Source organism: Pseudomonas sp. P4_C8 (assembly GCF_056401975.1).
On record NZ_JBFUIH010000012.1, the window covers coordinates 33160 to 52749 of the forward strand.

A 19590-nucleotide genomic window follows, 5' to 3' on the forward strand; every position below is an offset into this window, starting at 1 on the left:
ATTTAGAGCCCCTCCAAAGCTGCCATCAGGTCATTCAGCCGATCCACCTTCTCCTCGGTGATGTCACTCGCCACCAACCCTTCGATGTACTCAGCCAGCTCCGCCACCGTGCTGCATTCAAACATCGCCCGCAGCGGCACATCACGTTGCAGCGCTTTCTGCACCCGCGATGCAATCTGCGTCGCCAGCAATGAATGCCCGCCCAGTTCGAAGAAATTGTCGCGCACACCGACCTTCTCGACCTTCAGAACCTGCGCCCAGATATCCGCCAACGTCTGCTCCAGCTCATTGCGTGGCGCCAGATAATCCTGACTTTGCAACTGGCCTATCCCCAGCGCTGGCAACGCCTTGCGATCGAGTTTGCCGTTGGCGTTGAGCGGCAGGCGATCCAGCCACAACCAGTGCAACGGCACCATGTATTCCGGCAGCTCGGCGCGCAGTTGTTGCTTGATCCGCTCCAGGCGTTCGGTCGGATTGAGCGCAGAATTGGCCGCTACCAAATAGCCGACCAGGTGCTTGCCGTTCACCCCGTCCTGCACACCCACCGCCGCTTCGCGGACTTCCGGCTGTTCGTGCAGGCGCGCTTCGATTTCCCCCAGTTCGATGCGGTAACCGCGAATCTTCACTTGATGGTCGATACGCCCGACGTATTCCAATACACCATCACTGCGCCGACGGGCCAGGTCGCCGGTGCGATACAGTCGATCCCCCGGCGCGCCAAACGGGTTCGGCACAAACACTTGCGCCGTGCGCAGCGGATCGCTGACATACCCGCGTCCGACCCCGGTGCCTGCCACGCACAACTCGCCCACCACGCCCAACGGCACCAGTTCCAGCGCGCCATCGAGCAGGTACAAACGGTTGTTGTCGGTCGGCGTACCAATCGGCAAATAGCTGCCGCGCGTCGAGGCCAGATCGACGCGGAAGAACGCCACATCATCCGAACATTCCGCCGGGCCATAGGCATTCACCAAGCCAATTTCCGGGTAACGCAGCAGCCATTGATGCGCGAGTTCCGGCGGCATCGCTTCGCCAGTCGGCAGCATCCAGCGCAGGCCGTCCAGGCTCATGCGCTCCTGGGCGAGCATGCCTTGAATCAACGATGGCACGCTCTCCAGCACAGTAATGCCCTGCGCCGAAACGTGCGCCAACAGGCCTTGTGGATCATGGGCGATGGCGTTCGGCACGATGTCTACCCGCGCACCGAACAACGGCGCGGCAAGGAACTGCCAGACCGATATATCGAAGCTTTGCGAAGCCGTCTGAGCGATCACATCGTTATCACTCAGATTCAGGTACGGCACCTTGCTCAACTGGTTATTGAGCATGCCGCGCTGCTCGACCATCACGCCCTTGGGCAAACCGGTGGAGCCCGAGGTGTAGATCACGTAGGCGAGATTATCCGGCCCGCTGTAGATGCCTGGATTAGCCACCGAAACGGCGCTCGCCTGCACCTCTTCCCAGACCAATAACCTGGGCCGCTGGGCGCAAGCGAACTCGTCCAGCAACGCCAGCGCTTGTTCGCGGCAGGCCTGAGTGCACACCAGCAACGGCGTGCGGCTCAATTCGATGATCCGGCTCAGGCGCTGGCTCGGCAGGCCTGGGTCCAGCGGCAAATAACCCGCCCCCGCCTTGAAGCTGCCGATGATCATGCCCAGCAAATCGAGATTACGTTCGGCCAGCAACGCCACCGGTTGATCCAGCCCGACACCGGCGGCGATCAGGGCGTGACCAAGGCGGTTACTGCGCTGGTTCAGCTCAACGTAGCTGTATTGCTGATCCAGGCAACTAGCGGCTATCCGCTGCGGATGCTCAGTCACCTGAGCTTCAAACAACGCAACGTAGCTTTGCTCCAGTGAGTATTCGTGTTCGCTCTGATTGCAGTCATGGACCAGGAAGTCCTGCTCCTCGGCACCCAGCAGCGGCAAATCGGCCATGTCGCCATGGAACCCTTCGACCAGCGCCAGCAGCAAACGCTTGAACTCACCGAGCATTCGTTCGATGGTCGACTCATCGAAGTAGCGCTGGTCGTAAGACAGGTGCAAGCCGAGGTCATCGCCCGGATAGCACACCGCCGTTAGCGGGAAGTTGGTGTGGGTGCGGCCCGAATCAGAGGTCGCGTTGAGGCTTTGTGCCCGGTCCAGCACCGACACTTCCACCGGGGCGTTTTCAAAGACAAAGAGGCTGTCGAACAGCGGCAGCCCTTTAGGCAGTTCGCTGTTTTCCTGAATGCTCACCAGCGGCAGGTATTCGTACTCGCGCAGCTGCATGTTGCTGTCGAGCAAAGCGCTGAGCCATTGGCGGACGCTGCAACGCTGATCGTCCTCGGGCATTTTCACCCGCAGCGCAATGCTGTTGATGAACAGCCCGACCGTGCGTTGCATCTGCGGCATGTCCACGGGACGCCCGGCCACCGTGACGCCGAACAGCACGTCGCGATCACCGCTCAAGCGCCGCAGCACCAGCGCCCACGCCGCTTGGGCGAAGGTGTTGATGGTCAGCTGATGTGCCTGCGCCAGTTCACGCAGCTGCGCACCGTCACGGGCATCAAGCCTGGTGTAGCGGTCGCCGACGATCATGCCGCCGCTTTCGCCGGCGTGTTCGCGCAGGAACGGTCGATCGCTCGGAATCGGCGTGGTCCGTTCGAAGCCTTGCAGGTTGGTTTTCCACCACTGCCGCGCTTCGGCCAGACTCTGGCGTTGCAGCCAGCAGATGTAGTCGCGGTAACGCGGTGGCACGGCCAATTGCGCTTCGCGTCCCTCGCCGAGGGCGGTGTAGATCTCAAAGAAATCGTTCATCAACAGCGAGCGGCACCATGCATCGATCAGGATGTGATGGTTGCTCATCATGAACCAGTAACGCGCCGCGCCGACCTTGATCAGGCGCAGGTGGAACGGTGCCTGATTGAGCAGATCGAACCCGGCCTCGCGCTCGCTTTTCAGCAAGGCCTGCAACGTCGGTTCTTGCTCGGATTCGGCCATCGCGCTCCAGTCGAGGTACTCGATTGGCGTGCTGCCCGGTTTGTGGATCACTTGCAGCATGTCTTCGCCGACGTTCCAGCAAAACGAGGCGCGCAGGGCTTCGTGACGGGCGATCACTGCTTGCCAGGCCTGGGCGAATCGCTGCGGATCGAGTTCGCTGTTGATGCGGTAACGGTCCTGCATGTAATAGAGTCCGGTGCCCGGCTCCAGCAAGGTGTGCAGCAGCATGCCTTCCTGCATCGGGGTCAGCGGATAGACGTCTTCGATCACGGCCGCCGGAACCGGCAATGCGTCGAGTTGCGCTTGGGTCAGTTTCGCCAACGGGAAGTCCGACGGCGTCAGGCCGCCCGTATCGTCTTGCAGGCAATGCTCGATCAGGCCTTGCAGTTCGCACAGATAAGCATCGGCCAAATCAGCAATGGCTTGCGGGTCGTGACGTTCGGCGCTGAAGGTCCAGCGCAGCACCAATTCGCCGCCATAGACCTGACTGTCGACACTCAGCTCATTGGGCAGCGGCGCGTGCGGATCGTGGGCCGCGCCGACCGGTTCATCGAGCGGACGGAATAAGGCATCAGCACCAAAGCTCTGGTCGAACTGACCGAGGTAGTTGAAAGTGATCGGAGCGACCGGCAGCGCCGCCATGGTCTGGCGGCACAAGTCGTCGGCCAGATAACGCAGCACGCCATAACCCAAGCCTTTATGCGGCAAGGCGCGCAGTTGTTCCTTGATCGCCTTGATCGAGGCGCCCTGCCCGTCCAACGGGGTCAGCCGCAGCGGGTAGGCGCTGGTGAACCAGCCCACGGTGCGGGTCAGGTCGATCTCGTCGAACAGGGCTTCGCGGCCGTGACCTTCCAGTTGAATCAGTGCCGATTCATCGCCGCTCCAGCGACACACCACGCGGGCCAGCGCCGTCAGCAACAGGTCGTTGACCTGCGTGCGGTAAGCACTCGGGGCCTGTTGCAGCAATTGCCGTGTGCGCTCTGCATCGAGGCGCACACTGACGGTTTGTGCATGGCGATTCTGCCGGCCGCCATCGGGACAATCGCACGGCAGCGCGACATCAGGCCCGGCCAGTTGCGACTGCCACCCGTTCAATTCTTCACGCAGGGACTCGCTGCCGGCGTACGCCTGCAAACGTGCCGCCCAGTCCTTGAAGGCACTGGTTTTGGCCGGCAGATTGACCGCTTGCCTGGCCTCCAGTTGACGGTAAACCGTTTGCAGATCGTCCAGCAGTACCCGCCACGAAACACCGTCGACCACCAAGTGGTGAATGGCGATCAACAGCCGTTGTTGCCCCTCGGGGCCATCGACCAGCAACGCACGCAGCAACGGCCCCGTTTCGAGGTCGAGGCTGCGCTGGGCATCGGCAAACAACGCTTCGCACTGGTCCATGGCCGGCACGCGCACTTGCCACAACAACTCGGTGTCGGACACCGGTTGGTGTTCGGCCCGCCATTGCCCGGCTACTTCGGTGAAACGCAGGCGCAAGGCGTCATGCTGCTCGATCACCGCCAGCAACGCTTGTTCCAGGCGATGAGGTTCCAGCGCCACGGTCGGTTCCAGCAGCAACGCCTGGTTCCAGTGTTGGCGCTCGGGGATGTCGGTATCGAAGAACCAATGCTGAATCGGTGTCAGACGCGATTCACCAGTGAGCAAGCCTTGCTCGGCGGTGACCTGTTCGGTGCAGGTCGCCTCGGCGGCCAGGGTTTGCACGGTCTGGTGCTGGAACAAGTCGCGGGGGCTGAAATGGATGCCCTGCTGCCGTGCCCGGCTGACCACCTGAATCGACAGAATCGAATCGCCGCCCAGCTCGAAGAAGTTGTCGTTAAGGCCGACCTGCGCGACGTTCAGCACTTCGCACCAGATCGCGGCCAGGGTCAGTTCAAGCGCATTGCTCGGCGCCACATAGTGCTGACGGTTCAGCTCCAGATCCGGCGCCGGCAATGCACGGCGGTCCAGTTTTCCGTTGGCGGTCAGCGGCATGCTGGTCAGCAGGATCAGGTGCGTCGGCACCATGTAATCCGGCAGTTGTGATTTGAGGTGCGTCTTGAGGGCTTCGCGCAGTGTGGCTTGTTGCGCTTCGTCCTGTTCCGCCACCTCGGTAACCAGATAGCCCACCAGTTGTTTGCCGCTCGGCGCATCAAGCGCCAGCACCACTGCTTCACGGATCGATGCATGTTCCAGCAGGCGGGTTTCGATCTCGCCCAATTCGATGCGGAAACCGCGAATCTTCACTTGATGGTCGATGCGTCCGAGGTATTCCACCAGCCCATCGGCCCGTTGGCGCACCAGGTCGCCGGTGCGGTAAATACGCCCGCCATCCACGGCGAAAGGGTCGGCGATAAAACGCTCGGCCGTCATGCCCGGACGCTGGTGATAACCTTGCGCCAGACCGGCGCCGCCGACGTACAACTCGCCGATCGCCCCTTGCGGTACGAGGGCCAGATCCGCATCGAGAATGTACGCCACCCGCGCGCCAATCACGCTGCCAATCGGCACGCTGCCCAAGCCTTCTTCCAGCTGTTCGGGCGCGAGACTGGCCAGTGGCATGACCACGGTTTCCGTCGGACCGTAAGCGTTGAAAAACAGCCCCGGCTTGAACGCGGCGCGGATGCGCGCCAGGTGTTCGCCGGTCAGGGCCTCGCCGCCGGTGATACACATGCGCACCGGCAGGGTTTCGCCCTGGGTCGCCAGCCATTGCGCCAATTGGCTGCCGTAGCTTGGGGTGAAGCCGAGGATGTTGATGTTGTGTCGACGGATCAAACCGCAGATTTCTTGCGCATCCCACTGCCCTTGCGCCCGCAAAACCACTTGCGCGCCGCTCAACAGGGGCACCAGCAAACGCTCGGTCGCGGCGTCGAAGTTGATGGAATAAAAGTGCAGCTCACAGTCGTCCGGGCGCATGCCGAAGCGTTGAATGACGGCTTGGCAATGCATGGCGATCTCGCCGTGAGACACCACCACACCTTTCGGTTTGCCGGTGGAGCCGGAGGTGTAAATCAGATAGGCCTGATGCTGCGGCAGGCTGATAAACGGCAGCTCGGTGGTCGGGTAATTGGCCAGCCCGACAGTGTCCTCTTCCAGGCACCAACGAGCGACCGTTGTCGGCAACTCACCGAGGGCTTCTAACATCGCCGCATCGCTGAGCAGCAAACCGATGCCGCTGTCTTCGATAATGTAATGCAAACGGTCCAGCGGATATTCCGGGTCCAGCGGCACATAGGCGCCGCCGGCCTTGAGGATTGCCAGCAGGCCGATGACCATTTCCAGCGACCGCTCAAGCGCCAGACCAACGCGCACCTGCGGACCGACGCCGCGCTCGCGGAGCATCCAGGCCAGTTGATTGGCGCGGCTGTCGAGTTCGGCGTAACTCAGAGTCTGCCCGGCAAAGATCAGGGCCGGCGCGTCTTGACGGGCCAGCGCCTGCTCACTGAACAAGTGATGAATGCACTGGTCGAGGCGATGCTCACCCGGCTCGATGCCGAGGCTATCGAGCAGTGTTTGCTGTTCGCTGGTGTCCAGCAAAGGCAGTTCACTGAGGCGCTGTTGCGGGTCGGCCAGCAGCGCTTCCAGCAAATTGCGCCAGTGCCCGGCCATGCGCGCAATGCGTGGTTCATCGAACAGATCCGTGCTGTAGGTCAGGCAGCAACCAAGGCGATGATCGAGATCGGTGACTTCCAGATTGAGGTCAAACTTGGTCGCTCGCGCATCATTGGCCAGGTACTCGACGGTCATGCCGGCCAGAGTGCGGCTCTGCTGAAACTCCCAGCGCTGCACGTTGCACATCACCTGGAACAGCGGGTTGTAAGCGGCACTGCGCGGTGGCTGCAACGCTTCCACCAGATGATCAAACGGCAGGTCCTGGTGGGACTGGCCTTCGATCACCGTGTGGCGCACCTGCGCGAACAATTGACCGACGGACATCTGCCCGTCGAGCCGGCAACGCAGTACTTGGGTGTTGAGGAAGGCACCGATCAACCCTTCGCTTTCCGGGCGAATCCGGTTGGCCACTGGAGCACCGATGCGCAGGTCGGTCTGGCCGCTGTAGCGGTAAAGCAGCACGGCCAGCGCGGCAGTCATGGTCATGAACAGGGTCAGACCGTTTTGCGCATTGAAGGCGCGGATTCGTACAGCGAGGTCATCGCTCAGGTCAAAACGGAACAGTTCGCCCTGATGACTTTGCACGGGTGGACGCGGACGGTCCGCCGGCAATTCCAGTAGCGGGTGTTCACGGCCCAGTTGCGCGGTCCAGTAGTCAAGCTGGCGCTGACGTTCGCCGGACTCCAGCCATTGACGCTGCCAGACGCTGTAATCCAGATACTGCACTGGCAGCGGCGCCAGCGGTGATTCGCGGTCATCGACAAAGGCTTCGTAGAGCGCGCTCAGTTCGCGGGCGAAAATGTCCATCGCCCAGCCTTCGGTGACGATGTGGTGCAGGGTCAGCACCAGGTAATGTTCATGCCCGGAGGTCTTGACCAGGCAGGCGCGCAGCAAAGGGCCGGTTTCCAGATCGAAAGGTGTATGTGCCTCGTCGTCAGCCAGTTGCTGGACTCGTTGCTCGCGGACTTCGCCAGCCAGTGCCGAAAAATCCTTCCACTCCATGCGCAGGCCTGTTTGCGCATGGACCTGTTGCCGGGCCACGCCATCGACGCTCGGGAACGTGGTGCGCAGGGTTTCGTGTCGCATGATCAGCGCTTGCAACGCGGCCTCAAAACGCCCGACATCGAGCACCCCGCGCAGCCGCGCCATGCCTCCCACGTTGTACGCGGGGCTGTCCGGCTCCATCTGCCAGAGGAACCACATGCGCTGCTGGGAATAGGACAGCGGCACCGGCTGGCTGCGGTCGACTTTGTCTATCGGTGGCTGTTGGTTGGTCTTGCCGCTGACTTGAATCAGCCGAACCTGATCGGCGAAGGCGCCCAGCTCACTGTTTTCGAACAGCGCACGCAGCGGCAGCTCGACGTCGCAGGCCTGGCGGGTGCGGGAGATGATTTGCGTGGCCAGCAACGAATGGCCGCCGAGGGCGAAGAAGTCGTCGCGTAGACCGATTTGAGCCTGGCCCAACACTTCGCGCCAGATGCTGGCGATCTGTTGCTCCAGTGCGGTAACCGGTTCGACGTGTTCACGTACTTGCCATTGTGGCTCGGGCAACGCGCGGCGGTCGAGCTTGCCGCTCGGGCTCAGGGGCATTTGGGCCAATCGCATCAACTGCGCCGGCACCATGTATTCGGGCAGCTCAGCCGCCAGCGTGGTGTTCAGGCGTGCGGTTTGAGCGTCCTCGGTTTCGCTGGTTTCAGTGGCGGTGTAGTAGCCGATCAACTGCCTGCCCACCGCCGTCTCGTGCACCAGCACCACGGCTTGCGCGACGCCATGCTGCGCCAGCAACCGCGCTTCGATTTCTTGTGGCTCAACACGGAAACCGCGCAGTTTGACCTGCTGATCGAGGCGACCGAGGTATTCGATCACGCCATCAGCGGTCCAGCGCGCGCGGTCGCCGGTGCGGTACAGACGCGCGCCCTGCTCGCCCAGCGGATCGACGACAAAACGTTCGGCGGTCAGGCCCGGACGGCCCAGATAGCCGCGCGCCAAGCCGATACCGCTGATGCACAGCTCGCCGGGTACGCCCGCAGGTACAGGATTGAGGTCGCTGTCGAGAACGTGACAAATGACATTTCCCAACGGACGGCCAATTGGCGAGCGCTCGCCATCGGCCGTGGTGCAATGCCAATGGGTGACGTTGATCGCGGTTTCGGTCGGGCCATAACGGTTGTGCAGTTGCACAGCGGGCAACTGTTCCAGCACGCGGTTGCGCAGTTCCGCCGGTAAGGCTTCGCCACCGGAGAACACACGGCGCAGGCTGGTGCATTGCGCGGTGAGCGGTTCGTCGGTGAACAACGAAAGCAGCGGCGGTACAAAGTGCAGCGTGGTGACGCCGTGCTCTTGAACAAGCTGCGCAATGCGATGCGGATCACGGTGTTCGCCGGGGCCGGCAATCAGCAAACGTGCGCCGGTGATCAACGGCCAGAAGCATTCCCACACCGATACGTCGAAACTGATCGGCGCCTTTTGCATCAGCACATCGGTGTCGTTCAGGCGATAGGTGTTCTGCATCCATTGCAGCCGCTCGGCAAGCGCCGCGTGGGTGTTGCCGACACCCTTGGGTTGGCCGGTGGAGCCCGAGGTGTAAATCACGTAGGCGAGGTTGTCACCGTGCACATGCAGTCCCGGCGCATGGCTTGGCCAACGGTCGAGATTGAGCGCGTCCATGGCAATTACGCTGACGCCATTGGCGGCCGGCCAACGCTCGAGCAGTGCGGTTTGGGTCAGCAGCAATTCGACACCGCTATCGCTGAGCATGTAGGCCAGGCGGTCGGCCGGGTAGTCCGGGTCCAGCGGCACGTACGCGCCACCGGCCTTGATGATCGCCAGCAGGCCGATCAACAGTTGCGGCGAACGCTCGGCCGCGATGGCCACGCACACGTCCGGGCCGACGCCTTTGTCGCGCAGGTAATGAGCGAGGCGGTTGGTCTGGGTGTGCAGGTCGGCGAAGTCCATGGAGCCACCGTCCCACATCAGGGCGGTGCGTTCAGGCAACAGGCGTGCCTGTTCGTTGAGCAGTTGCGGCAGCCATTGGCCGGCTGGCATGCAAGGCGCCTCGCTCCAGGCTGTTTGCTGGTCGAGTTCCTTCGGGGTCAGCAGTGGCAGGTCACCGATGGCGGTGTCGGGTTGTTCGCAAATGGCGCGCAACAGGTTGCTGAAGTGTTCGGCCAGACGCTCGATGGTCGCCGCGTCAAACAGTTCGCTGGCGTAGTCGAAGGACAGGCTGAGGCGCCCCCTCTGGTCTTCTTCGCTGTGCAGTTGCAGGTCGAACTTGGCTTCGCGGCTGTGCCACGGCAGCTCTTCGGCAAGTAATCCCGGCAGACGGCGCAATGCGCTCAAATCCCGTTGCTGGTGGTTGAACATGACCTGGAACAGGCCTTGTTCACGGGCTTGCGGGAACGCTTCGACCAGTTGTTCAAAGGGCAGGTCTTGATGCGCCTGGGCGCCCAATGCGCTCTGACGGGCTTGCGCCAACAACTCAGCGAAAGGCTGCCGCGAATCCACCTCGGTGCGCATCACCTGAGTGTTGATGAAGAAACCGATCAACCCTTGTGTGTCCAGACGTGGACGGTTGGCATTCGGCACACCGATGCGGATGTCGCGCTGGCCACTGTAGCGGTGCAACAGACTCTGGAACGCGGCAAGCAACAGCATGAACGGTGTCGATTCATGAGCCTGCGCGGTCTGGCGAATGGCATCGCTCAAGGTCGCGTCCAGCTTGACGGAATGACGGGCAGCGCCATGCGTGTGCTGCGCCGAACGCGGATGGTCGGTGGCCAGGCTTAGGGTCGGGTGCTCATCGCCCAACCGGGCTTTCCAGTAAGCCAACTGACGCTCGCCCTCGCCTTGCGCCAGCCATTGGCGCTGCCAACTGCCGTAGTCGGCGTACCGGATCGGCAATGCCGCAGGCGCTGCTGTTTGTCCTTGGGATGCGGCGGAGTAGAAGCGCGAGAACTCATCGATCAGCACGTTCAACGACCAACCGTCGGCGATGATGTGGTGCATCGTTACCAGCAATTGATGCTCCTCGTCAGCGAGGCGCACCAGGGTCACCCACAGCAGCGGGCCTTTCTCCAGATCGAACTGAGTACGGGCTTCATCTTCACGGATTTGCTCTGCGCGGGTTTCACGCTCGGTAGCGGGCAGGTCGCTGATGTCGATCACTTGCAGGATGAACTCAGCGGCGGCATCCACCTGTTGCAGCGCCACGCCGTCGCGCTCGAAGAACCGCGTGCGCAGGGATTCGTGGCGCTCGATCAGCTGCTGGAAGCTGGCGCGCAGCGCGTGTTCATCCAGCTCGCCGCGCAAACGCAACGCACCCGGTATGTTGTAGGCGCTGCTGTGCGGGTCGAGTTGCCAGGTGATCCACAGGCGGTTTTGCGCCAGCGATTGCGGCATGGCTTCGGTGCGCGACAACGGGGTGATCGCCCCTTGGGCCACGCCGCCATCCTGTTGCTGCTGAGCCACAGCGACAGCAAATGCGCCCAGGGTCGGCGCTTCGAACAGCAGGCGCAGGTTCAGCTCCAGACCGAGGGCTTCGCGCAGACGCGCGACCACTTGGGTGGCGGCGATGGAGTTGCCGCCGAGCAGGAAGAAGTGGTCGTCTGCATTGATCTGCTTGACCTGCAATTGTTCGCACCAGATCTGGCCGATCAGTGTTTGCAATTCAGACGCCGACTCGGACTTTCCTTCACGTTCGGTGAGCGCTGACGGAAACAGTGCATAGCTGTCGAGACTACCGTCCGCCAGGCGATTGCGGCACGCCGAGCGTTGCAACTTGCCGCTGGAGGTCTTGGGCAACGCGCCTGGATTGAGCAGTACCACCACGCTCGGCGCTTCCTGAAAGGCCTCGGCCACAGCTTGGCGGATGGCGTTGATCAGCGCTTCGGGGGGCAGGATTTTCTGTACGCTGCGGCTGATTTCGGCGGCGATGCCAATGCCTTCCTGGCCGTCGTTGTGCACCGCGAAGACGGCGACACGACCTTTGCGCACCACGTCCACTTCACGCTCGATGGTCTGTTCGATGTCCTGCGGATAAAGGTTGTGTCCGCGAACGATCAGCATGTCTTTCAGGCGTCCGGTGATGAACAGTTCACCGTCGCGCATAAAGCCCAGGTCTCCGGTGCGCAGCCAGGTCTGGCCGTCGTGCTGCACGAAAGTCTTGGCGCTGGCCTCGGGGTTACGCCAATAGCCGAGGGCAATGCTCGGCCCGCTGGCCCAGACTTCACCGACGGCATTGTCGGCCCGTTCAGTGAGCGCGACAGGATCGACAATCAGCACCGCGTGGTCCGGCTGGCTAATGCCACAACTCATGACCGCGCGGCCCTCGCCCGACTCCGCCAGGTTTTGTGCCAAGGCTTGATCGTCCACGCGCAGGTTGCCAATGCCTTGCCCGCGAGGACTACCGGCAACGAACAACGTCGCTTCGGCCAGCCCGTAAGACGCCATGAAACTGTCCGGAGTAAAACCACACGGCGCGAATTTCTCGACGAAGCCTTCCAGGGTGTCGAGGCGAATCGGTTCGGAACCGGAATACGCCACACGCCAGCCTCTCAGGTCGAGCCGCTCCAGGGCCGACTCGCTGACGCGTTCGCTGCACAGACGATAGGCAAAATCCGGCCCGCCACTGATGGTGCCGCCGTACTCGCTGATCGCTTCCAGCCAGCGCAATGGCCGACCGAGGAAGTACGCTGGCGACATCAACACACATGGCACACCGCTGAAAATCGGTTGCAACAGACCACCGATCAGCCCCATGTCGTGGTACAGCGGCAGCCAGCTGACGATCACGTCATCGGGGTTCAGATCGATGCCAAAGCCGTGGCGAATCAACAGTTCATTGGCCACCAGGTTGCCGTGGCTGACTTGCACGCCTTTGGGCAGCGCGGTGGAACCGGAGGTGTATTGCAGGAAGGCAATGTGGTCGTCTTCGAGGTTCGGCTCGATCCAGCGATTCGCCCACTGCGCATCGAGGGTGTCGACGCAGAGCAGCAACGGCGCGTCTTCAATCTGCTTCAATGCGTCGCGCAGATCAACGCTGGTCAGCAGCACGCACGGCGCGGCATCGCTGATGATCGACAGCAGACGCTTCTGGTGGTGACGTTTGGCCGACTCCGGCGGATAGGCCGGCACTGCGATCACCCCCGCATACAAACAGCCAAAAAACGCGGCAACATAATCCGGGCCACTGGGAAACAGCAGCACCGCGCGATCGCCAAATTCCGCCTGGGCCTGCAACGCACCGGCAATGATTCGCGCGCGCTGATCCAGCTCGCGATAGCTGAGTACAACAGCCTGATCCGGGGTGTCGGCGAGAAAACGCAAGGCGACCCGATCCGGCGTCAGGGCCGCGCGGCGCTGGAGGGCTTGGACCAGAGTGCTTGGGAGTTCGAACGCGTCGGTCATGAGGTTTCCTGCCTGATTTCGGCTTGCAAGTGGAATCGGTTTTCTAACGTCACGCCCATGGGTAGGCGTGCAGGACGCGGTTTTCGCCGACCGCGCAAGGCAATGGGAATGCGGGTGTGGCCGGGATTTAGCCTGCGCCTTTCACCAATGAGAACGGATGACATCTTGAAATAATTAGTCGGCAGGCCCGATAGCCAGCGGGGATGGGTGCTGCATGCAAGGGCATCGACGTGCGGTAGTTCGCACTTTGCACCACGGAGGCGTATTGGTTCTGTTTCTCAATTGACAATAATTATCATTCAGAATAATTTGTCGCTCGACGCGCAGGGCGACTCAGGTTGCGAGTCGTCCCGCCAACCTTATTGCAGCAGGGTGATTTCCATGATGGAACCAGTATCCACAAGCAGGTGCGATTCACCGCTACTTCAAGCGTTCGTCGACAATCGACTGATTCTGGTCAAGATTGCAGCCCGCATCACCGGGTGCAGGTCACGTGCTGAAGACGTGGTACAGGATGCGTTTTTCCGGTTGCAATCCGCACCGCCGATCACGTCCTCGTTCAAGGCACAGCTCAGCTATCTGTTCCAAATCGTGCGCAACCTGGCAATCGACCACTACCGCAAGCAGGCGCTGGAGCAAAAGTATTCCGGCCCTGAAGAGGAAGGCTTGAACGTGGTGATTCAAGGTGCCTCTCCCGAAACCTCGCACATCAATTTCTCGACTCTTGAGCATATTGCCGATGCTCTGACAGAGCTGCCGAGCCGTACCCGCTACGCCTTCGAGATGTATCGCCTGCACGGGGTTCCGCAAAAGGACATTGCCAAGGAACTCGGTGTTTCGCCGACCCTGGTGAATTTCATGATTCGCGATGCGCTGGTGCACTGCCGCAAGGTATCGGGGAGTCGTGCGGATACTTTTGCTCGTCGTTAAGATCTGGATTCTGTGGTGCCCCCATCGCGAGCAGGCTCACTCCTACATTGGATCTCCAGTGTTCACGAATAGTGTGCTCACAGCAGATCCAATGTGGGAGCGAGACCGGCTTGCCGGCGATGGCTGACTCAAGACCGGTACAGGTCTTGAGCCTTAAACATCAAGCCAACCGGCACCGATCAAAAAACCGCTCCCGCCCCAACACCATCAACGCCGCGCGTTTATGCGGGAAGTCGAACTCTTTCTCGCAGTAAAAGCCCTGGCCCTGCATGTGCCCGATCATCCCGGCGTTGTCGGCGCGAGGTTCGGCCACCACCCGTTGCGTGCGCGGATCGTCGAGAAACAGGTAATGCACCAGCGCCGATAACCAGCTCGCCACTTTGTGTGGACCACGGTGGTTTTCTTCACCCACCAGCATGTGAATGCCACGGTCATAAACGCCAGCGTCATAGAACGGTGCGATGCGATCTTCCTTGGCCCAATACGCTTCAAAATAGGCAAACGGCTGATCATCGAAACAGCCGATCAGGGTCACCGTGTGCGGGTCCGCCGCCAGTTTGCTCAGGTAGTCGCGATGCTGTTCGAGACTGCCCTCCTCCTGCCAGAAACTCGCTACGCGCGGGTTGTTCTGCCAGCGATTGAAACGCTCCAGGTCCTGTTCAATGTCCACCGTGCGCAGGGAAATCCAGGCACCGAGGCGCGCATCAAAACGTCGGTAGACTTCACCGCACGGTTTGAGCGGGCGCAACGGATGGCGTTTGCCACCGCTGATGACCTTGTGTTGTGGATAAATGGAAGGAAGCAACTCGCCCAGCCATGGCTGAGGCAATTGCCAGAACAGTGTGCGTAAGCAGTCATACTGGCCGACGACTTCGCCGGGAATCAGCAAGCCGCTGAGCAGGGCCTGTGTGGGAATTTCATCGAGTTGCCAGGTCAGGCGCTGGCAGGCTGGATCACGGGCAAACAGCCAATAACAGGCCATCCGGATGGCCTGTTCGACGGGATGGCCAAAGTATTCTTCTACTTGCACCTGCACCTGCAACTCGGGCTCACGGGTCAGGCGCAGCTGGATCAATGGCTGCCCTTCCAGATGCAAGTGCAGGCGACTTTCGGTTTCATCCGCGACAAGCATCCCTTCGGATGGCAAGGCCAGGTCAGTCAGAACATTCAAATCGGGCATGGGTCGGGCTCACGATAATCGTCGACAGTTCAACGAAGTGACGTGTGCAGGGGCAGGAAATTTAAGGAAAGTCGCTCAATACGCGACTTGTGGTGCGATTTCAGCTACCGGGCACCGGCACCACGGCAATTTTGTACGGATCGAAAATCTTCAGCAGCTGTCCGTTATCCCGCAACTCTTGCAGCAACTTGCCGAACGCCACACCACCGATGGGCGCAGCGGGACGAAGGATTGCGTAGTGGTGATAGACCTGATCGATACGCTGGGACACCAGCAGCTGATCGGCGACTTTGTCGTTGTGCAGCAAGTAATCACTAAAATACGAGCGTGTTACCAAGGCAATGTCCGCTCGACCGCGCAGCACCATCAGCAAGTTGCTGTCGTGGGAATAGGTCAGTGTAGCGTTGTAGTTTTGCGCGAGGAATTTCGAGTCGGCATTGAAGTTGGCGAATTCGTAGTGATAGCCGCTGAACAGGGCCAGCCGCTTGCCGCCAAGCTCGACAAAGTAGTTTTGCTGGCGGTCCGGCAGGCGTTGCGCGACAAAGATCTCGGCGTCTTCCAGGCCCATGTCGACAGTGGTATGCGGGATATCTTGCCAGCCCCAGTTCGGGTTCTCGAAAATCGCCATGTCGACCCGGCCCTGCTTCAAATCACCGAAGCGCCGGGGAATGGAAGTGGGCACCAGGACAAACTGATAATCGCTTTGCAGGCGATTCAAAGCCTCGACCAATTGCGGCAGCAGCCCCGTGGCGACACCGGATTCCGGGCGGATGGCATAGGGCGGAAAATGGGCGGCGCCCACCCGAACCGTTTGCGCAGCGTGGGACGGCAATACCCATAGCGTCGTAAGCGATGCCAGCAGTAACCGTGAAGCAGTCCGGATTGGCGAAGACATCAAAACAACGCACTCCCTGAAAAAATACGCATCAATGCATTCAAGCTAGGCGGTTTCGGCCACTTAGCCAGTTCCCTTAGGCGGGCACAACCTTATTGCTTTTCTTCCAGTACGAGAATCAAGGCTTCATCGGCCAATTGATCGAGGCTCATGCTGCCGCCTGCGCGAAACCAGGTGGTGGTCCAGGACAACGCACCCGTCAGGAAGCGACGCGTGATGAACACATCGCCGCGAATAAAACCCGCCTCCTTGGCTTCACCCAACACCTGCAGCCAAATGTCTTCATAAATGTCACGCAATGCCAACACCTGCGCCTGCCCGTCTTCGGACAACGAGCGCCATTCATAGACCAGCACCGCCATGGCTTCGCCGCGCCCCCCCATGATCGACTGCAATTCGCAGCGAATCAGCGCCAGCACACGTTCGCGCACAGTGTTGGCCTCATCGAGGGCTGCACGCATCAATGCCATGTTGTAGCGGATGGTCTCTTCCATCACGGCGCGCAAGATTTCGTCCTTGCTTTTGAAGTGATGAAAAATGCTGCCTGACTGAATGCCTACCGCACCCGCCAAATCGCGTACGGTGGTGCGTTCATAACCTTTATTGCGGAACAGGTGAGCCGCCACTTGCAGCAGTTTGCCGCGGGCGCTGTCCGGGTCGGTCAATTGGCCGTTGTCGACCAATTCACGCATGACCCTCAGGGCTTTTTGCTCGTCCACCCGTTCTCTCCTACAGTCGATCAATCAAATACACCGCTTGCCGCTAAAACTGCGGGGTTGCGCGGGCAATTTAAGCTGGCGACGACAACCTAGCAAGCGCTCGGGCAGAAGATATCTCAGGCATTTACAAACCAAGCGCTTGCTTGGTAGTCTCGATTCACTTCAGTGGGAGGTGGCTATGGAGTTGACTGTGCCTAAAACGATTCGCATCGGCTGCGCCAGCGCCTTTTGGGGCGACACCTCGACTGCCGCTGCGCAACTGGTGGGAGGTGGGCGTCTGGATTATCTGGTCTTCGACTATCTGGCCGAAATCACCATGTCGATCATGGCCGGCGCGAGGATGAAAGACCCACAGGCCGGCTATGCGGGCGACTTCATTGAGGTCCTCAGCCCGTTGTTGGGGCAACTCGCTGAACAGAAGATCCGCGTCATCAGCAACGCCGGAGGCGTCAACCCTTTGGCCTGCGCCGCCGCGCTGCAATCGGCCTGCGACAAGGCCGGGGTGGCGCTGAAAATCGCAGTGTTGCTGGGTGATGACCTGCAACCGCAGTTCAAACAGCTGAGCAGCCTTGGCCTCCATGAAATGTTCAGCGGCGCACCCTTACCGCCTATGTGCGTCTCGACCAACGCCTACCTCGGTGCGCCAGGCATCGTCGAAGCCTTGCGCCTGGGCGCGGACATCATCATCACCGGGCGCGTGGTCGACAGCGCCGTGGTCAGCGCTGCGCTGGTGCACGAATTCGGCTGGTCCTGGCACGACTACGACAAACTTGCACAGGCCGCGCTCGCCGGCCATATCATCGAATGCGGCGCTCAATGCACCGGCGGCAATTTCACCGACTGGCGCGAGGTGCCCGATTACGAACACATCGGTTTCCCCATCGTTGAGGTCAGCGCCGACAGCCAGTTCATCGTCAGTAAACCTGAAGGCTCCGGCGGCCTGGTCACGCCACTGACCGTCGGCGAGCAAATGCTGTATGAAATCGGCGATCCGCGAGCTTACTTGCTGCCCGATGTGGTCTGCGATTTCACTCAGGTCAAACTTCAGCAACAGGGCAAAAACGCAGTTCAGGTGCACGGCGCCAAAGGCCTGCCGCCGACCGATCAGTACAAGGTCAGCGCGACGTATCTGGACGGTTTTCGCTGCACCGCCAGTTGCCTGATCGCGGGCATCGATGCTGTCGACAAGGCGCGGCGGGTCAGCGAAGCGATCATCAACAAGACCTCGGAGATCTTCAGCCAGCGCGGCTGGGCGCCGTACAGCGAAGTGAACATTGAACTGCTGGGCAGCGAGGCCACGTATGGCCCCCATGGCCAGCGTCAGGACAGCCGCGAAGTGGTGATCAAACTTGCCGTGCGCCACCCGAGCAAACAAGCTTTGATCGTGTTCTCCCGGGAAATCGCCCAGGCCGCAACGGGCATGGCGCCAGGGCTGACCGGGATCGTCGGCGGGCGGCCAACGGTGTATCCGCTGATCCGGCTGTTCTCCTTCCTTATCGACAAAACCGCCTGCACGCTGGACATTAATTTCAACGGCCAGCGTCACGCTTGCGCCCTGCCCGCCGTCGATGTGCTCGACCCGGATGACTTGCCTGTCCCGTTCGACCCATCGCAGCCCACAGACCGCGCCGACGCCAGCGTGGCGCTGATCAAACTCGCGGTCGCCCGCTCTGGCGACAAGGGCAATCACAGCAACATCGGGGTCATGGCTCGCGAACCCGAATACCTGCCGTGGATCGCCGAAGCGCTGACGCCGGAGGTCATTGTCGACTGGATGAGTCACGTCCTCGATCCCGTTCACGGACGTGTCGGACGCTGGTATCTGCCCGGCACCCACAGCCTTAATTTTCTACTGGAAAACGCCCTCGGCGGCGGTGGCGTGGCCAGCCTGCGGATCGACCCGCAAGGCAAAGCCTTCGCCCAGCAGCTGCTGGAGATCCAGATTCCGGTGCCTCAGCGCATCGCCGACCAAGTCAACTAGAGGACTGTCGCCATGGCTTACGATTCGATTTTCAAAACCGATTTGTTTGCGGGCCAAACCATCATTGTCACCGGTGGCGGCAGCGGCATCGGCCGATGCACCGCCCATGAACTGGCGGCGCTCGGCGCGCATGTGCTGTTGGTTGGGCGCAAGGCCGACAAGTTGAAAAGCGTCGCTGTCGAGATTGCCGAAGACGGTGGCAAAGCTGATTGGGCGGTCTGCGATATTCGCGAGGAAGAAGCGGTCAAGCACCTGATCAGCGAGCTGATTCGCAAATACGGGCCGATACATGGGCTTGTCAACAACGCCGGCGGGCAATTTCCTGCGCCGCTGGCCTCTATCAATCAGAAAGGTTTCGAAACCGTGGTGCGCACCAATCTGGTGGGCGGTTTCCTGATGGCCCGGGAAGTGTTCAACCAATCCATGAGCAAGCATGGCGGCGCCATCGTCAACATGCTCGCGGACATGTGGGGTGGCATGCCCGGCATGGGGCATTCGGGCGCGGCGCGCTCGGGCATGGATAACCTGACCAAGACCGCTGCCTTTGAATGGGGTTACGCCGGAGTGCGGGTCAATGCGGTGGCGCCAGGTTGGGTCGCGTCCAGTGGCATGGACACTTATGAAGGCGCCTTCAAAGCGGTGATTCCAACCTTGCGCGAACACGTACCGCTCAAACGCATCGGTACCGAATCGGAAATCAGTGCGGCGATTGTGTTCCTGCTCAGCCCGGCAGCGGCGTTTGTCAGCGGCAGTACCTTGCGCATCGACGGCGCCGCCAGCCTTGGCGGACGCGCCTGGCCGATCCACAAGGCGCAGAACAGCGAATCGTATAACGGTTTTCACCGCGCGTACTTACCAGAAGTGCTCGGGCCAGACGTGCTTCAGGACAAGGAATAAGC

Annotated in this window: 7 protein-coding genes; 3 read left to right on the forward strand and 4 right to left on the reverse strand. The window is 61.0% G+C overall.

Features of this window, described 5'->3' with window-relative positions; genetic code table 11:
* Window positions 1-2 precede the first annotated feature (2 nt).
* Window positions 3-12986, reverse strand: a complete 12984-nt coding sequence (locus AC1DWM_RS09845; RefSeq protein ID WP_477795110.1) for a non-ribosomal peptide synthetase — start codon at window positions 12984-12986, stop codon at window positions 3-5.
* 381 nt (window positions 12987-13367) lie between these two features.
* Here AC1DWM_RS09845 and AC1DWM_RS09850 point away from each other — a divergent pair, with 381 nt between their 5' ends.
* Window positions 13368-13916, forward strand: a complete 549-nt coding sequence (locus AC1DWM_RS09850; RefSeq protein WP_223519282.1) for an RNA polymerase factor sigma-70 — start codon at window positions 13368-13370, stop codon at window positions 13914-13916.
* Between the two features lie 160 nt (window positions 13917-14076).
* Here the strand turns inward: AC1DWM_RS09850 and AC1DWM_RS09855 are convergent, their stop codons facing one another.
* From AC1DWM_RS09855 to AC1DWM_RS09865, 3 genes are all read right to left on the reverse strand, one after another.
* Window positions 14077-15096: a GNAT family N-acetyltransferase gene (locus AC1DWM_RS09855; RefSeq protein WP_477795111.1), complete on the reverse strand. Its 1020-nt coding sequence runs from the start codon at window positions 15094-15096 to the stop codon at window positions 14077-14079.
* Window positions 15097-15196: 100 nt separating this feature from the next.
* Window positions 15197-15991, reverse strand: a complete 795-nt coding sequence (locus tag AC1DWM_RS09860) for a substrate-binding periplasmic protein (RefSeq protein ID WP_223519279.1) — start codon at window positions 15989-15991, stop codon at window positions 15197-15199.
* A 92-nt stretch (window positions 15992-16083) separates the two neighbouring features.
* Window positions 16084-16710 (reverse strand): TetR/AcrR family transcriptional regulator, encoded by a 627-nt coding sequence (locus AC1DWM_RS09865; protein WP_223519277.1) that lies wholly within the window; start codon window positions 16708-16710, stop codon window positions 16084-16086.
* 190 nt (window positions 16711-16900) lie between these two features.
* Here AC1DWM_RS09865 and AC1DWM_RS09870 point away from each other — a divergent pair, with 190 nt between their 5' ends.
* Together AC1DWM_RS09870 and AC1DWM_RS09875 are read left to right on the forward strand one after the other, a co-directional pair.
* Window positions 16901-18691 carry an acyclic terpene utilization AtuA family protein gene (locus tag AC1DWM_RS09870; RefSeq protein ID WP_223519275.1) on the forward strand — a complete coding sequence of 597 codons (1791 nt, stop codon included), beginning with the start codon at window positions 16901-16903 and terminating at the stop codon, window positions 18689-18691.
* A gap of 12 nt (window positions 18692-18703) precedes the next feature.
* On the forward strand, window positions 18704-19588 hold the full coding sequence (locus AC1DWM_RS09875; protein WP_477795112.1) for an SDR family oxidoreductase: 885 nt from the start codon (window positions 18704-18706) through the stop codon (window positions 19586-19588).
* Window positions 19589-19590: the final 2 nt, after the last annotated feature.